The organism is Bradyrhizobium sp. SZCCHNRI3043, assembly GCF_032377735.1.
Classification (GTDB): Bacteria; Pseudomonadota; Alphaproteobacteria; order Rhizobiales; family Xanthobacteraceae; genus Bradyrhizobium.
Map to the genome: position 1 here is coordinate 13,959 of NZ_JAUHID010000010.1, position 16,973 is coordinate 30,931.

11 protein-coding genes are annotated in these 16,973 nt (G+C 65.2%); 2 read left to right on the plus strand and 9 right to left on the minus strand.

Features of this window, described 5'->3' with window-relative positions; all coding sequences use genetic code 11:
* Positions 1 to 23: 23 nt before the first annotated feature.
* From QX124_RS20075 to QX124_RS20100, 6 genes are all read right to left on the minus strand, one after another.
* Positions 24 to 1,262, minus strand: coding sequence for an efflux RND transporter periplasmic adaptor subunit (locus tag QX124_RS20075; protein WP_409997719.1), 1,239 nt, complete (start codon positions 1,260 to 1,262; stop codon positions 24 to 26).
* A gap of 1,012 nt (positions 1,263 to 2,274) precedes the next feature.
* Positions 2,275 to 3,150: a hypothetical protein gene (locus tag QX124_RS20080; protein WP_315772543.1), complete on the minus strand. Its 876-nt coding sequence runs from the start codon at positions 3,148 to 3,150 to the stop codon at positions 2,275 to 2,277.
* 15 nt (positions 3,151 to 3,165) lie between these two features.
* Positions 3,166 to 3,660 carry a hypothetical protein gene (locus QX124_RS20085; protein WP_315772542.1) on the minus strand — a complete coding sequence of 165 codons (495 nt, stop codon included), beginning with the start codon at positions 3,658 to 3,660 and terminating at the stop codon, positions 3,166 to 3,168.
* Positions 3,661 to 3,949: 289 nt separating this feature from the next.
* Positions 3,950 to 7,528 carry an error-prone DNA polymerase gene (locus QX124_RS20090; protein ID WP_315772541.1) on the minus strand — a complete coding sequence of 1,193 codons (3,579 nt, stop codon included), beginning with the start codon at positions 7,526 to 7,528 and terminating at the stop codon, positions 3,950 to 3,952.
* 340 nt (positions 7,529 to 7,868) lie between these two features.
* Positions 7,869 to 9,452 carry a DNA polymerase Y family protein gene (locus tag QX124_RS20095; RefSeq protein WP_315798066.1) on the minus strand — a complete coding sequence of 528 codons (1,584 nt, stop codon included), beginning with the start codon at positions 9,450 to 9,452 and terminating at the stop codon, positions 7,869 to 7,871.
* The gene (locus tag QX124_RS20100; RefSeq protein ID WP_315798067.1) at positions 9,352 to 10,140 is read right to left on the minus strand and encodes a DNA repair protein; all 789 of its coding nucleotides are present in this window, start codon (positions 10,138 to 10,140) and stop codon (positions 9,352 to 9,354) included. The genes QX124_RS20095 and QX124_RS20100 overlap by 101 nt, the downstream gene beginning before the upstream one ends.
* A 173-nt stretch (positions 10,141 to 10,313) precedes the next feature.
* On the opposite strand from QX124_RS20100, the gene QX124_RS20105 reads away from it, so the two are divergent.
* Together QX124_RS20105 and QX124_RS20110 are read left to right on the plus strand one after the other, a co-directional pair.
* Positions 10,314 to 11,552, plus strand: a complete 1,239-nt coding sequence (locus QX124_RS20105) for a putative DNA modification/repair radical SAM protein (protein ID WP_315798068.1) — start codon at positions 10,314 to 10,316, stop codon at positions 11,550 to 11,552.
* A gap of 93 nt (positions 11,553 to 11,645) precedes the next feature.
* Entirely contained in the window at positions 11,646 to 13,130 is a 1,485-nt protein-coding gene (locus tag QX124_RS20110) for a UdgX family uracil-DNA binding protein (protein ID WP_315798069.1), read from the plus strand.
* Between the two features lie 19 nt (positions 13,131 to 13,149).
* Here the strand turns inward: QX124_RS20110 and QX124_RS20115 are convergent, their stop codons facing one another.
* The 3 genes from QX124_RS20115 to QX124_RS20125 all read right to left on the minus strand — a co-directional run bounded on the left by QX124_RS20115 (position 13,150) and on the right by QX124_RS20125 (position 16,972).
* On the minus strand, positions 13,150 to 13,890 hold the full coding sequence (locus QX124_RS20115; protein WP_315737312.1) for a methyltransferase domain-containing protein: 741 nt from the start codon (positions 13,888 to 13,890) through the stop codon (positions 13,150 to 13,152).
* Between the two features lie 41 nt (positions 13,891 to 13,931).
* On the minus strand, positions 13,932 to 15,284 hold the full coding sequence (locus QX124_RS20120) for a radical SAM protein (RefSeq protein ID WP_315798070.1): 1,353 nt from the start codon (positions 15,282 to 15,284) through the stop codon (positions 13,932 to 13,934).
* A gap of 170 nt (positions 15,285 to 15,454) precedes the next feature.
* A complete protein-coding gene (locus QX124_RS20125; RefSeq protein WP_315798071.1) occupies positions 15,455 to 16,972 on the minus strand; it encodes a class I SAM-dependent methyltransferase in 1,518 nt (505 codons plus the stop codon).
* Between the last annotated feature and the right edge of the window lies 1 nt (position 16,973).

Consider the following 16,973-nt stretch of genomic DNA (forward strand, 5'->3'; position numbering starts at 1 on the left):
AAGACAGGCAGGAGAAGCGCATGTCAGCTGCCCGAGGCTGCGCGATCGATGAACAGGCTGCCCTTGGTGACGATCTGCTCGCCGGCGCTCAGATTGCTTTCGACCGCGACCTGATCGCCATTGATCAAGCCGGTCTTGATCTTGCGCAACTCGATCGACTTGTCGGGGCGGGCGACCCAGACGCGGACCTGATTGCCTTCGTAGATCAGCGCCTGCCGCGGCACCGCGACCGCGGGCTGTTCGCCTGGCGAATAGATCGTCACGTTGGCGAACATCTCCGGCTTCAGCAGGCCATCCTTGTTGTCGATGGTGGCGCGGACCAGGAGCCGCCGTGTCGCCGGGTCGATCGATGCGGCGACGTAGTTGATGCTGGCCTTGAGCGGCCGGCCGGGCAGCGCCAGCACGTTGACGAGAATCTCCTCGCCGACGTTCACCAGCGCCGCATCGCTCTCGCGGACGAAGGCCGTCAGCCAGACGGTGGAGAGATCACCGATCACGAATACCGGGTCGCTCGCACCGGAATTGACATATTGTCCAGGGCCGACCTTGCGCTGCACGACCGTGCCGGCGATCGGCGAGTAGATGGTGATCTCGCGATCGATCACGCCCTTGCTCTGGAAATCGGTGATCGCGGCCTCGGTGAAGCCGAGGATGCGCAGCTTGTTGCGCGCGGCCTCCAGCGCCGTTTGTGACGACCGCATGTCATTCTGAGCCTGAACGGAGGTCGCCTCCGCCTGCTGGAAATCCTTCAGCGGGATCGCCCGGCCTTCGAACAGGTCCTTGGCGCGCTTGTACTGGATGTCGGCGAGGTCGAGGGCAGACTTCGCCTTGTTCATCGCGGTGATGGCGGCGATGAAATCGTTCTGCGCCTGCACGGTGTCGGCGGCCTCGATCACGAACAGCGGCTGGCCCTGGCGCACGGTTTCGCCGGGACGGGCGAGCAGCTTGGTGACACGGCCGGCATAGGGCGAGAAAACCGGTGTCGAACGATCCTCGTCGACGGCAACCTTGCCCTCGGTAATATGCTCGGCACGAAATATCTTCTCGCACACCGGCTCGATCGTCAGCGTCGACCATTCCGCCGCCGATGGCGTGAAGCTGGTGCCGTTGCGTTTGGACTGGCTGGAGAGCTCGATATTGTCCTTCGCAGCCGTTCCCGACCGGACCTGCATGTAGCCATAGCCGCCCGCGCCGGCCATCGCCAGGGCAGCAAGGCCGATCAGCAGCCGCTTGGTGCTGAGCATCTGCGGAGATGGGTTCATGTCAGACGCCATGGCTGGTCAGATCGGCTCGCTTTATCGGTCGACGATTCCGGCTCTGGCGGTCTCATCGTTGCGCTAATAGTGCGGAACTGGAGCTTTAAACAACCTAAAAATCGCCCACCGCGCCTCTGTTTTGCTTTAAAAATTTGAAAGTTGAACGACAGCCGTTCAGCCTGCATTCAGCTGGTTCCGGGCAATCGCGGTTTCACCGCGACGCACCATGGACGCATCGAGCGCGCGGCGGATCGCCGTGACGGTGTTGCCAGTCTGTAGGCCAAACCTCCGCGGGTACGCGCCTACTCCAGCCTGACGCCCATGCTCCGGATTTGCGTTCCAGCTCGGACGGGCTCGCAACGTTGCGCGTGTCCGCAAAAATCGAGTCATGGTTTTCAAGGCCCTGCGATGGGTGACGGTCCATCGTGCGATCATCCGTTGCAGCTTCGATCCGTTGACTGTGACACGCACATGAAGACGTCGTCTCGCGGCGCGGATGCGCCCGAGTCTTGCCGATCGTTTCACCCTCTCGTGAAGAGGGCGCAGGGAAGGCCAGGCGCCGGCTGACGCCTGCGGCCCGCCTGCGAGAAAAAATGCAGGCGGCAGGTACCACAGGTGCAGCCGAGAACGCCCGGCCTTCCCTGCGCGATGGTTTTCACGTTTACTGCGTAGTCTCCCCGGTGTCCGGCTTTTAGCCACCGTCGCCGGCGGGATCATCACCCGCGGACTTGGCGCCAGCATCGGGGCGCCAGGACCATACGCCTTCACGTCCGCAAGCCTGCCGTTCGTCCGCGCAAGGCCTCGCCCCACGCTGCGGCATCTCACAGCCATCGCTCCCCGCCCCGCGTGTCGTGACGATCGCGCGCAACGCCCCTTCTTCGATGGAGCGGGATGGCCGCAATGAAACACATTTTCTGAAAAAAAGAAAGAAAAATCTTTGATGGTCGCGCAACGAGGCCACCACCATCTCGAACATGGACCCCAACATGTTCGACAGGTGCAGCTCATGCGGCTGGCCTCAAGGCCGCGTGCTCAAAGGTGAGATTCGTCCCTGGTTGAGCAGAAGACGAACTGGCGGGCAGGATGGCTTTGGCACCGTCACGACCTCTTGGATGCCTGACCGCCACTCATCAAGAACGATCACGTGCAATTTGCCCTCCACACATGCCGAAGCTCCCAGGGCCTTGATCAGCTGCGGGAGGTCTTCCGGGTGGACGTTCGCGTCCAGCTCGACCGGTACCGGCATTGCACGCAATACATCCTTGGGCGGATTGGCAGCCCAAGCAAACACGACGACAGCGACCGCAATCAGTGGCGTCATCACGTAGGTCATCCGCACCAGTTTGTCGAACAGGAGCCGCCTGAGCTCGGAGTTGGCGGTCAGGCTGATCAAGCGTCGGGATTCTTTCAGCGCACGCCAATCGATTGGAGAGAGTGCGGAACCGTCGCGGTTGCGGGGCGCGCGCAAATATTCGCACAATTCCTCCAGGCTGTTTACCGACAGACCTTTCAGAAAAGGTCTGGCCCTGAGTTCGATCCTCTCCTTCCAGCTGCTCGGTATGCCCCTGCTGTCGGCGAAGTCCTGCAGCGTGAGACTCGGCGGCGCGATGACCTTGATGGCAAAACCGAACAGGACCCCAAGCCCGATGAAGCCGACCGCGATGGCGGAAACGGCAATCACCAGCCGTACCCCGAAACCGAAAGCCCCCAAGGAAGAGAGCGACGTTCCGACCACGACACCAGCTGCCGCGACGGCGATCCCGCTCACGATCCACTTCGCTGTTTCCCGCAATGAGACGCCCGCTGCATCGACCTGCTTTTCCTGGGCGTCCGCGAGTTCGGCGATGGCCTCGAAACCGATCGGATCCTCCTGCGCTGGCGGCCGACTCGTCATGTGCAGCCCTCAGGTTCAGACGATGTGGATATGGGCGTCGACACCGTGACCGCGGAGAGCGGTCTCGGCATCAGCTTTCAGTGCTACGTCCTTGTGATCCTTGGCTCCAACCGTAAGCACGAAGTATGGGGCTGCTTCGCCGAAGCTCTTCATAGTCCGGGACAGCTCGGCAATCTTCGGGACGTGGGCGTGCAGCGTCCCGATGTTATCGAAACTCTTGAAGACTCTCGTCTGAATATCCGGCGACAGGATCTGTTGGAGCATTTCGTCGGTCAGGCGACGCGGGATATAGGATGGCGCAGCAAGTGCGTCGGAGCTCATTGCACCCGAGAATACGAAGGGGGCAATACCGATGCCGGAAGCGGCTGCGACAACGCAGCGATTCGCAAGATCGAGCTTGTATGTCCCACCCTTCGGGACCGTGAACTGATCGTGTTCATCTAATTTGTACCGCTCGTGGGCGGCTGGGTCAGGTACCGGCGACGCGGATCGTTTGGGGGTCTCGGTCATGGTGGGTTGCCTTCTTGCCGGAATGTTCTGGAACGAACTCTCCAACAACTTAAAGTTTTGTTTATTGATTTGGATCAACCGACGAACTGAGATGAGCGCGCGCAGCGCGCCTCGCGAAGAACCGTGGAGCTCTCCGGGAAATTGATAGGCTTGAAGTCGGATGAGACCGTTGTTGCGAATCGCAATGCTTCAGCCGGTTCGACGGACCAATCCAACGATGCTGTCCTCGGAACAGGGCAGCAGCACCGGTGTCACGTGGCCATGGCGGCTGTATTGCATAGCAATGACCTCAATGAAAATCCCGCGAGCGCGGCAGGATGCGGACGTTGCGGGGGTGGCTGACGCGCTGGGAGGGAGTGTCGAGGTGATCGCGGCGGTCGTCGTTGAGCGGCTCGGCCGGCATCGGGCCGTGCGGCACGGCACCGAGACGATCGTTCGACAACAAGGCGAGATCGGCGCTGCGGTCGACCAGGCGCTCGGCGACGAGATGCACCACCTTCTCGGGGCTGCTCTGGATGCGGCCTTCGACCAGCACGAGGCGCGCGCCCATCACCTCCTTGCGGAAGGTCTCCATCACCTTCGGCCACACCACGATGTTGGCGATGCCGGTCTCGTCCTCCAGGGTCATGAACACGACGCCCTTGGCGCTGCCCGGCCGCTGCCGCACCAGCACCACGCCGGCGCAACGGACGCGACGGCGGTCGTTGGCGTGGTTGACGTCGCGGCAGGCCAGCACGCCTTCCGTAACGAAGCGCTGGCGCAGGAACTCCATCGGGTGGCCCTTCAACGACAGGCGGATGGTCTGATAGTCCGCGACCACGTGCTCCGGCAGCGGCATCTCGGGCAGCGGCTTGGCGCCCTCGTCCGGCTGCTCGCGGGCGATCGCGGCCTCGAACAGCGGCAGCGGCACATCGTCGGGCAGCCGGCGCACGGCCCAGAGCGCGGCACGACGGTCGAGCCCCAGCGAGCGGAACGCATCGGCATCGGCCAGCAGCAGCAGCGCGCGCTTGGGCAGAGCGGTGTCGCGGGCGAAGTCTTCCAGCGAGGTAAAGGGCCCACGGGCGCGCGCCTTGATGATGCGGTCGGCCCAGTCGTCGTCGCCTGTCTGGTCATTGAAGAGAGAAGCGCCGGGCATGCCGCCTCCGTCATTCCGGGGCGATGCGACATAGCAAAGCAGCGAAGCTGTTTTGCTCTGAGCACCGAACCCGGAATCTCGAGGTTCCGGGTTCGCACCATCCGGTCGCGCTTCGCGCGGCCTCCCTGGCGCGCCCCGGAACGACGGAGAAATGACATCACGAGGGAATGATACCGACGACCAAGCCTCCGCCTCGCTCCGCATCGCCTCCGACAATCGCTTGATCCGCTCCTCGTCGCGGTCGATCCAGCGGAAACCGTCGATCTGGCGGAAGCCGAGGCGGACGGCGCAGTATTTGCTACCCATTTCCTCCAGCGTGTTGTCGGCGAAGCTGTGGGACACGTCGATGTTCCGGATCTCGACGCCGTTCTTGCGGGCGTCGCCGACGATCTGCGCCGGCGCGTAGAAGCCCATCGGCTGCGAGTTGAGCAATGCGCAGCAGAACGCGTCGGGATGGAAGCATTTCAGCCAGGACGAGACATAGACGAGCTGGGCGAAGCTCGCGGCATGGCTTTCCGGAAAGCCGTAGGAGCCAAAACCCTTGATCTGGTCGAAGCAGTTCTTGGCAAAGGCCGGATCGTAGCCGCGCGCGATCATGTTGCCGACCATCTTCTCCTCATAGGAGCCGATGGTGCCGACGTTGCGGAACGTCGCCATCGCGCGGCGCAGGCCGTTGGCTTCCTCCGACGAGAACTTTGCGGCCTCGATCGCGATCCGCATCGCCTGCTCCTGGAACAGCGGCACGCCGAGCGTCTTGTGCAGCACCTTGTAAAGCTCGTCTTTCGGGCCGTTTGCCGGCGATGGATAGCTGACCTTTTCGAGACCGTTCCGGCGCCGCAGATACGGATGCACCATGTCGCCCTGGATTGGTCCGGGCCGGACGATCGCGACCTCGATGACGAGGTCGTAGAAGGTGCGCGGCTTCAGCCGCGGCAGCATGTTCATCTGCGCCCGGCTCTCGACCTGGAACACGCCGAGCGACTCGCCCCGCTGCAGCATTTGGTAGACTTCGTTGTCGTCCTCCGACCGGATATCGGAAAGCACGTATCGCTGGCCCTTGTGATCGGCGATCAGGTCGAAGCATTTGCGGATGCAGGTCAGCATGCCCAGCGCCAGCACGTCGACCTTCATCATGGACAACGCGTCGACGTCGTCCTTGTCCCATTCGATGAAGGTGCGGTCGTCCATCGCGGCATTGCCGATCGGCACGTAGCTGTCGAGCCGGTCCTGGGTCAGCACGTAGCCGCCGACATGCTGTGACAGGTGCCGCGGAAAGGTGATCAGCTCCGATGCCAGCTCCACGGCGCGGCGGATCATCGGATTGGTTGGATCGAGCCCGGCCTGGCGCACCTGCATGTCGGAGAGGCCGTCGCCCCAGCTGCCCCACACGGTGTCGGCGAGCACCGACGTGACGTCCTCGGTCAGCCCCAGCGCCTTGCCGACGTCGCGGATGGCGCTGCGCGGGCGATAATGGATGACGGTGGCGATGATCGCCGCGCGGTGCCGGCCGTAGCGGCGATAGACATATTGCATCACCTCCTCGCGCCGCGAATGCTCGAAATCGACGTCGATGTCGGGCGGCTCCAGCCGCTCCTTGGAGATGAAGCGCTCGAACAGCAGATCGATCTTGGTCGGATCGACCGAGGTGATGCCGAGCACGTAGCACACGGCCGAGTTCGCCGCTGAGCCGCGGCCCTGACACAGGATGCCCTGGCTGCGGGCGTAGCGGACGATGTCGTGAACCGTGAGGAAATAATGCGCGTAGTTGAGCTCGGCGATCAGCGCCAGCTCCTTGTCGAGGACTGCGCGCAGGCGGTCGTCGAGATCATCACCGAAATAGGTTTTGGCGCCGGCCCAAGTCAGGTCCTGCAGATGCCCCTGCGCGGTCTTGCCCGGCGGCACCGGCTCGTCGGGGTACTGGTATTTGAGCTGGTCGAGCGAGAAGACGATGCGGTCGGTGAAGCGGATGGTCTCGGCAATCGCACCGGGATGATCGCGGAACAGCCGCGCCATCTCGTGTCCCGGCTTGAGGTGGCGCTCGGCATTGACTTGGAGCCTTCGGCCGATGGCCTCGATCGAGGCTTTCTCGCGGATGCAGGTCAGCACGTCCTGCAGCATCCGCTGCTGGGGATGATGATACAGCACGTCATTGGTGGCGATCAGCGGCACCTTGACCGATGCGGCGAGACGCGCCAGCCGCGCCAGCCGGCGGCGGTCGTCGCCACGATAGAGCAGGCTGCCGGCGAGCCACACGCCTTCGGCGCGGCTGTCCTTCAGCCGCGTCAGGACTTCGCTGATGACAGCCTCGTCGAAGCGATGCGGCGGCATCAGCACCAGGAGCTGCCCCTCGATGAAATCAAACAGATCCTCGAAGGTCAGGCGGCAGTCGCCCTTGGCGACCTTGTCGAGATCGCTGCCGCGCTTGCCGCGGGTGAGCAGCTGGCACAGCCGGCCGTAAGCCGCACGGTCGCGCGGATAGACGAGGATATCCGGCGTGCCGCAGGTGAAGACGAGACGTGCACCGTACAGGAGCTTCGGCTTGTCCTTCAGCCGGTCATTGCCGAGCTCGCTATAGGCGCGCACGATGCCGGCCAACGTGTTGTGATCGGCGATGCCGATGGCTTCGAGGCCGTACGCGGCGGCCTGGTGCACGTAGTCCTGCGGATGCGAGCCACCCTGCAGGAAGGAGAAATTGGTGGTGATGCCGATCTCGGCATAGGGGACGGGGATCATGGCGCGACCGCGCAGGCTGTTTCCGTGACAGCGCGTTGCCCGCCTCCTGCAGGTGATTTGCCCCAACGCACCGGCTTGCACAGCTGCCCACCCTCCCCTGGAGGGGGAGGGTCGACACGCGCAGAGCGCGCGGCGGGGTGGGGTGAGCCCAGCAACCGGTTGTCATTGCGCCAGCTCTTCTCAGCTGCCGGTAAGTTGGCCTCGAGGACAACGGGCAGCGCAAACGCGGATGGTCTGTCACCCCACCCCGGCTCGCATGCACGCATGCGAGCCGACCCTCCCCCTCCAGGGGAGGGTGAGCAGCGGGGTCGCCGCGGGATGTGTGCCATCTCCCCCACCCTCATGCGAACAGACCGTGCATGTACCAGGCGGGCTGTACGGGCAGGCCCTCCTGCTGATCGAGCTCGCGGTCATACAACCCGTCGCGGTAGAGCCAGAAGCGCAGGCCGTGCTCGTCCTCGACGCGGAAATAGTCGCGCGTCAGCCCCTGCCCGCCCGGCCGCCACCATTCCATGGCGATGCGCTCCGGGCCTTCGGCGCGCACCACCGCATGCGCGGCACGGCGCCAGACGAAGCGCGCGGGCGGGCCGTCCGGCACCCCGGCGATCACTTGGATCGCCTCCGGCTGCGCGAACAGCCGCAACGGGCGCAGCGGCGGCTCGCCTTCGCTGCGCTCCGGCCAATCGGCCACCGTGGCGACGGCGAGATGCTGCTGCGCCCGTAACGGCAGCGCTGCCCGCTCCGGGATGTGGGTGTCGACCGGCAGATGCACGACCACACGCTTGCCGCCGATGCGCGCGGCGATGCGGTCGATCAGCGCCGACAGCTCGTCATTGTCGTGGACATGGACGTCGAGATCGCGCTGCTGCTGCACCACGATCTCGCTGCGACTCGCCGACAGCCGGATCATGTCGAAGCCGAAGCCGGGATCGAGCGGATCATTCAGGGCGTCGAGCCGCTCGCGGAACAGACGGTCGATGATTGCGGCCTCGGTGACCGGCTGGCCGGTGTCGACCGCGATGACGCGCACCAGGCCGTCGGTGCGGAAGAAGCAGGCCTCGAGCCGCCGCGCGCCCTTGCCCTGCTGTGCCATCGCCGCCACCAGCATCGCGGCGAGACTGGAGAGACTGGCCGCGATCACCGTATCGGTCGCGACCGGCTCGGCGAAGCGCTTGTCGACGATGTAGTCCGGCGGGACTTTGCGCGGGCTGATCGGCGCATCGGCCTCGCCCAGCGCCTGGGCCAGCACGCGGGTGAAGGCGACACCGAACCGCGCCGTGATCTCGTTGCGGCCGCGCGACGCGACGTCGCCGATCGTCTTCAAGCCGGCGCGGCGCAGGCCGAGCGTGATCGCCTCGCTGCCGCCAAGGGCTGCCACCGGCAGCGGCGCCACCGCGGCCGCCTCCTCGCCGTCAGGCACGATGCGGCCATGCACCTGCCGGTTCAGCGTGCGCGCACACACGGCGTTGGAGGCGATCGCTGCCGACACGGTGAGACCGTGCGCGGTCAGCGCATCGCAGAGCGACCGCATCAGTTTGGCTTCGCCGCCGAACAGATGCACGCAGCCGGTGATGTCGAGCGAAAGCCCATGCGGCGGATCCAGCGCGACCAGCGGCGTGAAGCGGTCGCACCAGTCGGCGATGCCTTCGAGCATCTTGGCGTCAGCCGCGAGGTCGGCCTCGTGGACGACGAGGTCGGGACAGACCGCGCGGGCGTTCGCCAGCGGCTGGCCGAGGCTGACGCCATGGCACGCCGCCGCCTCGTCCAGCGCATGGATCAAGAGCGCATTGGCGTCCTTGATGACGACGACCTGCGGCAGGTCGTCACGCCGATCGGCGGAGCAGTTTCGCTTGATCCGATCGATGGGCAGGCGCGGCAGCCACAGGCTGAGGATCCGCCGCCGGTTCGCTGAAACGGCACGCATCGGGGCTCCACTCCATGATCCATCGTCCGGTCTGGCCGTGACGGTTGCGAATGAGCTCGGCGTCGAGACGCGGCGCGCCCCAGGCCATCCAGGGCGCCGAGGGTAGCGACGGCGCGGTGCGGACGATCCAGCGCGTCTCGGCGGTCGAAGGTTCGGGTGTGGCTGCAATGCGCAACACGAGCGCGGTCACGCCGGACTCCTGTGCCGCCAGGGTCAGCTTGCGGCTGGCGACGAGATCGAGCTTTTGCGTCTCGCCCCACACCTCCAGCATCACCCCGCCCAGCGCATCGCAGGCGAGCGCGTCGGCCGCGGTGCGCAAGCCGTGATCGAGATCTGGCGCCCGCACGATCACGATGCGGCGCGGGTCGAGGCCAAGCTCGGCGAGCCCGCTCATCGACAGCGCGCCCATCTCGCGCTCGGCGAAATCCTGCCGGATCCAGATCAGCGGCCGGCGCGCCGCGACGCGCGCCGCGAGCCCGCACAGGAAGCCTGTCGCTGCCGTCGCCTGACGGCCGGTCTCGGCGAACACCTCATGCAGCGCGCCGGTGGCCAGGCCGCCCTGCAGCACGGCGTCGGCCTCGTCATGGCCGAGCGCGACCCGGCGCAGGTCATGTGCGCCATCTCCCGCCTCGAGACGGGCAATGCGGCCGCGCAGACGCGCGAGCGTATCCATGCGTGCGCCGGTCATCCGTCGCCGCTCCTCTTCCATCCATCGTGCGGGCGCTGCCGTTGTTGCAGTTGAACCCACGACGGCCCTCTTTGTTCATGATACGTTCTAATATAAAGCTAACGCCTTCGAGAGAGTCAATCGGGATTGCCCCGGATGTGATTCAGCGAATGGAATCAAAGGGATTCAAAGGTATGGAGCTGCTCCGCAAGCTGGAGATCCTGGCCGATGCCGCCAAGTACGACGCCTCCTGCGCCTCCAGCGGTACCGAGATGCGGGATTCCCGCGACGGCAAGGGTCTCGGCTCGACCGCGCCCGGCATGGGCATCTGCCACTCCTATGCGCCGGACGGCCGCTGCATCTCGCTGCTCAAGGTTCTGCTGACAAACGCCTGCAACTACGACTGCCTGTATTGCGTCAACCGCGCCTCCTCCAACGTGCCGCGCGCGCGCTTCACGGTCGACGAGGTGGTGAAGCTCACCATCGATTTCTATCGCCGCAACTACATCGAGGGTCTGTTCCTGTCGTCCGGCATCATCCGCAGCCCGGACTACACCATGGAGCAGGTCGTCTCGGTCGCGCGCAAATTGCGCGAGGAGCATCGCTTCCGCGGCTACATTCATCTGAAGACGATTCCGGAGGCTGACGAGGCGCTGATCGCCGAGGCCGGCCGCTATGCCGACCGGCTCAGCATCAACATCGAGACGCCGCTGGAGGCGAGCCTCACCAGGCTGGCGCCGGAGAAGGACCAGCGCGCCATCCGCCGCACCATGGGCCGTCTCCGGCTCAAGCTCGACGAGACGGTGGAAGCCAAGAAGACGGTGCGGAAGGCGCGGCCGCCGCGCTTTGCCCCTGCAGGCCAGAGCACGCAGATGATCGTCGGCGCCGACGACGCCAACGACCGCGTCATCCTGTCGACCTCGGCCAATCTCTACGGCGCCTACAAGCTCAAGCGCGTCTATTACTCCGCCTTCAGCCCGATCCCCGATGCAAGCCGCGCGCTGCCGCTGCAGGCGCCGCCCTTGGTGCGCGAGCACCGGCTGTACCAGGCCGACTGGCTGATGCGGTTCTACGGCTTCGACGCCGATGAAATCGTCGAGGAAGGCGAAGGCATGCTGCCGCTCGACATCGACCCCAAGCTCGCCTGGGCGCTGCGCCACCGCGACCGCTTCCCGCTCGACATCAACACAGCAAGCCGCGAGGAGCTGTTGCGCGTGCCCGGCTTCGGCACCCGCACGGTGGAGCGCATCCTCGCGACCCGCCGCACCACCACGATCCGCTTTGCGGATCTGGCCCAGCTCAACGTCATCAGGAACAAGGCGCTGCCGTTCATCGTTCTCTCCGACCACCGGCCACAGCCGTCCCTGCTCGACGGCGCCGCGCTGGCGGCCCGGCTGCGGCCGAAACCGCAGCAGCTGGGATTTGGATTCTAACGGAAGCCGTCATCGCGAGCGCAGCGAAGCGATCCAGGGCCGCACGAGAAGTCTGGATTGCGTCGCTTCGCTCGCAATGACGTGAGGAGAGAAATGCACGTCGTAACCCTCGACAACGACACTGATTTCGACGGCTGGCGCCGGGCAGCGCGGGCGCTGGCGATGAACGACGTCAAGCCGGCCGAGGTGAGCTGGCGCGTCAAGGGCGCGGAGGCCGATCTGTTCGACGATGAAGCCGAGACGACGCTGCCGGAGGTGCCGGAGGGCGCGTTCTCGGTGCCGGCGAGCTTCATGGAGCTCGCGGAGAGCGCGATCCTGCACAGTGACCCCAACCGCTTCACCCTGCTCTATCGGCTGCTGTGGCGTCTCAGGACCAATCACGACCTGATGGAGATCGCGACCGATCCCGACGTCGCGCAGGCCAACGCGCTGGCGCGAGCGGTGCGCCGCGACGTCCACAAGATGCATGCCTTCGTCCGCTTCCGCGAGGTCGGCCGCGAGCGCGAGACGCGCTACGTCGCCTGGTTCGAGCCGGAGCACCACATCGTCGAACGCGCCGCGCCGTTCTTCGCCCGCCGCTTCGCCGACATGCCGTGGTCGATCCTGACGCCCGAACTCTGTGCGCATTGGGACGGCAGCCGCGTCAGCTTCACGCCCGGTGTGAGCAAGGCTGACGCGCCATCCGAAGACCGGCTCGAGGAGGTGTGGCTGCGCTATTACGCCAGCATTTTCAATCCGGCACGGCTGAAAGTGAAGGCGATGGAAAAGGAGATGCCGAAGAAATACTGGCAGAACCTGCCCGAGGCGAAGCTCATCCAGCCGCTGATCGCGGCCGCCTCCCGGCGCACCACGGAGATGATCGCCGAGCCCGGCACCTCACCGCACAAGCCGCAGAAACGCGTCGAGGAGAGCGAGATGACCCGCAAGCCAACCACACACGCGCATGCTGCTGAGACCTCACGTGATGTCGAGTCCACCGATCTCGAGACCTTGCGTGAAGAAGCCGCCGGCTGCCGCGCCTGCCCGCTGTGGAAGGACGCCACGCAAACCGTGTTCGGCGAAGGCCCCGCGCATGCGCCGCTGATGCTGGTCGGCGAGCAGCCCGGCGACAAGGAGGACCTCACCGGCCATCCCTTCGTCGGTCCCGCCGGCCAGATGCTCGACCGCGCGCTGGCCGAGGCCGGCATCGACCGCAGCAAGGTCTACGTCACCAATGCGGTGAAGCACTTCAAGTTCGTGCCCCGCGGCAAGATCCGGCTGCACCAGAAGCCGAACACGCCGGAGATCAAGGCCTGCCGGCAATGGTACGAGCGCGAGCTCGCCACCGTGCGTCCGGCCCTGGTCGTGGCGCTGGGCGCCACCGCGGCGCAGTCCGTGCTCGGCAAGATCACGCCGGTCAACAAGAGCCGCGGCCATGTCGTCGACCTCGCAGACGGCCCCAAGGCGATGGTGACGGTGCACCCGTCCTACCTGCTGCGGCTGCCGGATGCCGACGCCAAGGCGCGGGAGTATGAGCGCTTCGTCGAAGACCTGAAGATCGCCGCCGCCGCGATCAAGCGCGCCGCGCACGCGGCGTGAGGCTGCCCCCAACCGGCCCTTACTTGATCGCCAGGAAGCCCTCGAAGCAGACATGCTTGTAGATCGTCATCGTGTCCACGAACCCGGCCCGCCGCAGCATGTCGAGATTGCCCTGGGTCGAGAACGGTTCCAGCACGCCCTTGAGGCTGCTGGCCTTGCCCAGCACCTCGTCCGGCGAGTAGCCGTTGTCGAGCTTGTAGTCGATATAGACCGACGTCATGATGTCCTGGAACCGCGCGTCCGGCGCCCTGACCTTCTCGAAGAACAGGAACGCGCCTCCCCAATTGAGCGACCGATAGATCGCATCGATCAGGGTCTGGCGATAGCGCGGCGGCACGAACTGCACGGTGTAGTACGACACGATGAAGTCGCTCGCCTCGTAGCCGACCTCGCAGGCATCGGCCGCCAGGTATTCCACGTTCGCCACATCCCTGCTGTGCGCCCGCGCGTAATCGATCATAGCCCGCTCGGTATCGATGCCGATCCAGCGCGTGCCGTGCGGATGGCGCTTGGCGAGTTGCCGCAGCAGCGTCCCCGTCGACGTTCCGATTTCATAGGCGACGGAATCCCGCTTCACGAAGAAATCGCTGATCTGCTCGACCAGCTTGTGGCCGGCTTCGTAGTTCGGAACCGACCTCGCGACGTGGAGATCGAAGTGCTGAGGCGTGTCGCCGCCGAAGCTCCAGCCGGCACGCGCGGCGCGGATGCCGTCACCGGTCGCGTTGTCCCGCTCGAGGGTTGCTTGCCCGGACACAACCATGACGTTTCCTCCCTGGTCGACGACGTGTTGAAACTCCCGATCTAACCGTATTGAAGCGCGCGCTCCGTCACTTTCGGCGACAACGCGTCCTTGACGGCCGGACTGAAGAACAGCGACAGCATCTCATCCTCGAACAGCCGGCCGAGCTCCGAAAGCTGCAGCCCCGCATGGCCGTCGCCGTCGCGATACGCTTCCAGGGCGCCGACGCTGCTCAGCCTGGCAACGAGCTTGTCATAATGGGCGGACAGCTCCCGGTTGTCGGCGCGCATGGCACGGCGATCGGCATCCTCGACCCGGCCGGTCCGGAGCCCTGTGGCATAGGACGTCGCCAGCAATTCCTGCCGGTCGACGGCGCGCCCCGCCGTGATCGGACTGTTGCCAGCAAGGACGGTTTCGACATAGGCGCGCACGTCGGGAACATTGCGGAAGACGTAGCCGCTCTTCGCGGCCCCGGCACTGACATGCGAATACGCGCCCGCACCGATCCCGAGAAGATCCCGTGATGGCGAGGTCCGGATCGTCTTGAACGGGTCGGCATAGCGGCGCGCGCGCACGAAGCGGTTGCCGTCGGTCAGGTCATATCCGAGCGCCGCCATCTCCTGCCAGATCAGCATGCGTCCGAACAAGGTCGCGAACTCGCTCTCGAAGCTCGCCTGCTTCAGGTCGGATTTGAGCCAGTGTCCCTGGGGGCGATCGGCAAACCGAGCGTGATACCAGGTGAGGTGCGGAGGCCGGATCTCGGCGACCATCGCCAAATTGTTCCAGGTCTCGGACGGCGACCCCTTGTACAACCCCTGGATCAGGTCGAGATTCCAGTTCTCGAAGATGTCGGCGACGATCAAGCACGCGAGAAGTGGAACGTCCCGCTTGTAGCCGCGCGCGGCATATTTGAGCACGGTATCGTCGAACGATTGCACGCCGAAACTGAGGCGCGTGACGCCCTGCTGCTTCAGAGAGCGCAGCTTCTGCTCTCCCTCGGGCGCGGTGATCGTGAGCGGGCTGCCCTCGATGCAGATCTCGGCGCCGGGCCGCACGTCGAACGTATCGCGGATCGTCGCGATCAGATCCGTCAGTGCGTCCTCATCGAGAACGAGCGGTGTGCCGCCCCCGATATAGATCGACGACACCACCGTTCCGGATCGGCGCAGCTGCGGCTCCCAGGCCGCCAGCTCGCGCTTGAGCGCATCGAGGTAGCGAACGACCTTGTCGTCGTCCGTGGCGGACTTGCTGTTCCGTCCGGCGTAGTGCTCGACCGTATAGTGACAGAACGTGCAGCGCGTCTCGCAGAACGCGATGTGCACGTAGAGGCTGATCTCGCGGCTCCAGTCGATCCCCCGCTCCAGGCAGGACGGATCGAGCGGCGTCAGCGAGTTGATCGGCGGATAGATGGCCACCGAATGCGAGCCGCCCAGGACCGTCCGGCTGATCCCCACGCCGGCTGCGTGGAGCGCGGGAAGGACGAGCGGAATTCCAAGCCGATGCAACGACGCGCGGGCTCGTTCGAAGGCGGTTTCTTGCGATCGCATATGAGCACCTCGAGCAATCACCTCAATGAAAACGAACGTCAATTTCGTTGCGCAATGATCGTCAGGTAAACGTCGGCACGCGTATCCGGATTCTCGTCCTGTCTGTACGTCACGTCGAAGGGATTGATCAGCCGCGGCATGTATTGCTTGCGCCACAGCGTGGCGTTCTCGCCCACCAGCGACGGCACGATCTGCCCCCATATGCGCTCGGTCACGATCGTCAGCTCCGGCTGCGCGAAGGCTTCGCGCATCCAGGCATAGATCCTGGCGTACTGCACCCAGGGCTGCGCCAGGGCCGACAGCTGCAGCTGGACCAGCCGATGCGTCGCCGCGATGCGGCCTCCGGGACGGACGACCCTGGCCATTTCCCTGACCATGACGGGTCCCATCCCGAGCTCCCAGATGCCGCCGGTCCACTCGTTGACGGCAGCGTCGGCGGTGGCGTCGGGCAGCGGAATGCGCTGCGCGAGGCCGGGACGAAATTGCAGATTGGTGATGTCCCGTTCGCATGCGAAGCGACGAGCCCGATCACTCAGACAGCGGAACATCTCGATGGAGATGACCAGTCCGTCCCTGCCGACGGCGGGCGAAAGCCGCCTCGCAACGCGACCGAGGCCGCCGCACACGTCGACCACGATGCTGCCGGGCTGGAGCTTCAGCAGCTCCGGATGATTGGGCAGCAGGTCATCCCCGGCGCGGACCAGCTTGTCTTCGACTTCGGGCGTCTGGCTCCAGCTATTGTCGTTCTCGCAAGACTTGAGCAGAGGCAGGCGCCAGCGCAGATATGACCGCCGAAAACGATCGGCGAGTTCGAGACCAGGACCGGACGGCAGACTCGTCGCCGTGTTTCCGAGCAGCACCTCATCGCTCGGCAGGTTCTCGATCAGAACATCTCCGAACTCGTTCTCGATGATGCTCAGCGCGTCGAAGACGCGGGCAAAGTCGTCGTCGCCGGCATCGCCATCCGGCCATAGCGTCCGCACGTCCAGAACGAGCCGGAGGCCGGAGATGAACCTGGATGCTGCCCAGCCGAGCATCCGGCTTCGCGCCGCCTCGTCGCAGATCGATTGATCCGGCGCCATCAGCACATGCACGGGAATGCAGGCCCGGACGATCTCGTCGAGCCCTGCGATCGGACGATCGGGGACGGGCCAGGCCACGTCCTCGACAGTCACTGACGCGCCGAGATGCAGCAGCGACTGGCGCAATTGGTGATCGGCGACCAGATCGCACGTCTGCACCACCGTCTGGTGCATCCGCAATGCACCGCCCTGCCGCAACCTTGCCAGTCGATCGAAGCATTTGCGATGGTCCGACAACCTCGAGCAACGCAGCAGAACTTCCGGGGGAAGCGGCTCGGCGCTCAGGCGCTCGGTCAGCTGCTCGATCGATTCCAGAGTATCCAGATCGACGACAATGGATCGGCGCAGCATCGGCTCTCGCATCTGCCATGCCTTGCGCCGAAGAAGCGCGAGCTGTTGCGCCGATGGCGTTTCAGCCGAGGTGACATGCATGAAGCCCTGGCCGTGCAGGGACGCCAGCATCTTGTCGATCATC

What these genes read in the sequence shown, in the direction of transcription:
- QX124_RS20075 (WP_409997719.1), bottom strand. Translation starts at nt 1,262, where the DNA reads ATGAACCCATCTCCGCAGATGCTCAGCACCAAGCGGCTGCTGATCGGC.
- QX124_RS20080 (WP_315772543.1), bottom strand. Translation starts at nt 3,150, where the DNA reads ATGACGAGTCGGCCGCCAGCGCAGGAGGATCCGATCGGTTTCGAGGCC.
- QX124_RS20085 (WP_315772542.1), bottom strand. Translation starts at nt 3,660, where the DNA reads ATGACCGAGACCCCCAAACGATCCGCGTCGCCGGTACCTGACCCAGCC.
- QX124_RS20090 (WP_315772541.1), bottom strand. Translation starts at nt 7,528, where the DNA reads ATGATCCCCGTCCCCTATGCCGAGATCGGCATCACCACCAATTTCTCC.
- QX124_RS20095 (WP_315798066.1), bottom strand. Translation starts at nt 9,452, where the DNA reads ATGCGTGCCGTTTCAGCGAACCGGCGGCGGATCCTCAGCCTGTGGCTG.
- QX124_RS20100 (WP_315798067.1), bottom strand. Translation starts at nt 10,140, where the DNA reads ATGACCGGCGCACGCATGGATACGCTCGCGCGTCTGCGCGGCCGCATT.
- QX124_RS20105 (WP_315798068.1), top strand. Translation starts at nt 10,314, where the DNA reads ATGGAGCTGCTCCGCAAGCTGGAGATCCTGGCCGATGCCGCCAAGTAC.
- QX124_RS20110 (WP_315798069.1), top strand. Translation starts at nt 11,646, where the DNA reads ATGCACGTCGTAACCCTCGACAACGACACTGATTTCGACGGCTGGCGC.
- QX124_RS20115 (WP_315737312.1), bottom strand. Translation starts at nt 13,890, where the DNA reads ATGGTTGTGTCCGGGCAAGCAACCCTCGAGCGGGACAACGCGACCGGT.
- QX124_RS20125 (WP_315798071.1), bottom strand. Translation starts at nt 16,972, where the DNA reads ATGATCGACAAGATGCTGGCGTCCCTGCACGGCCAGGGCTTCATGCAT.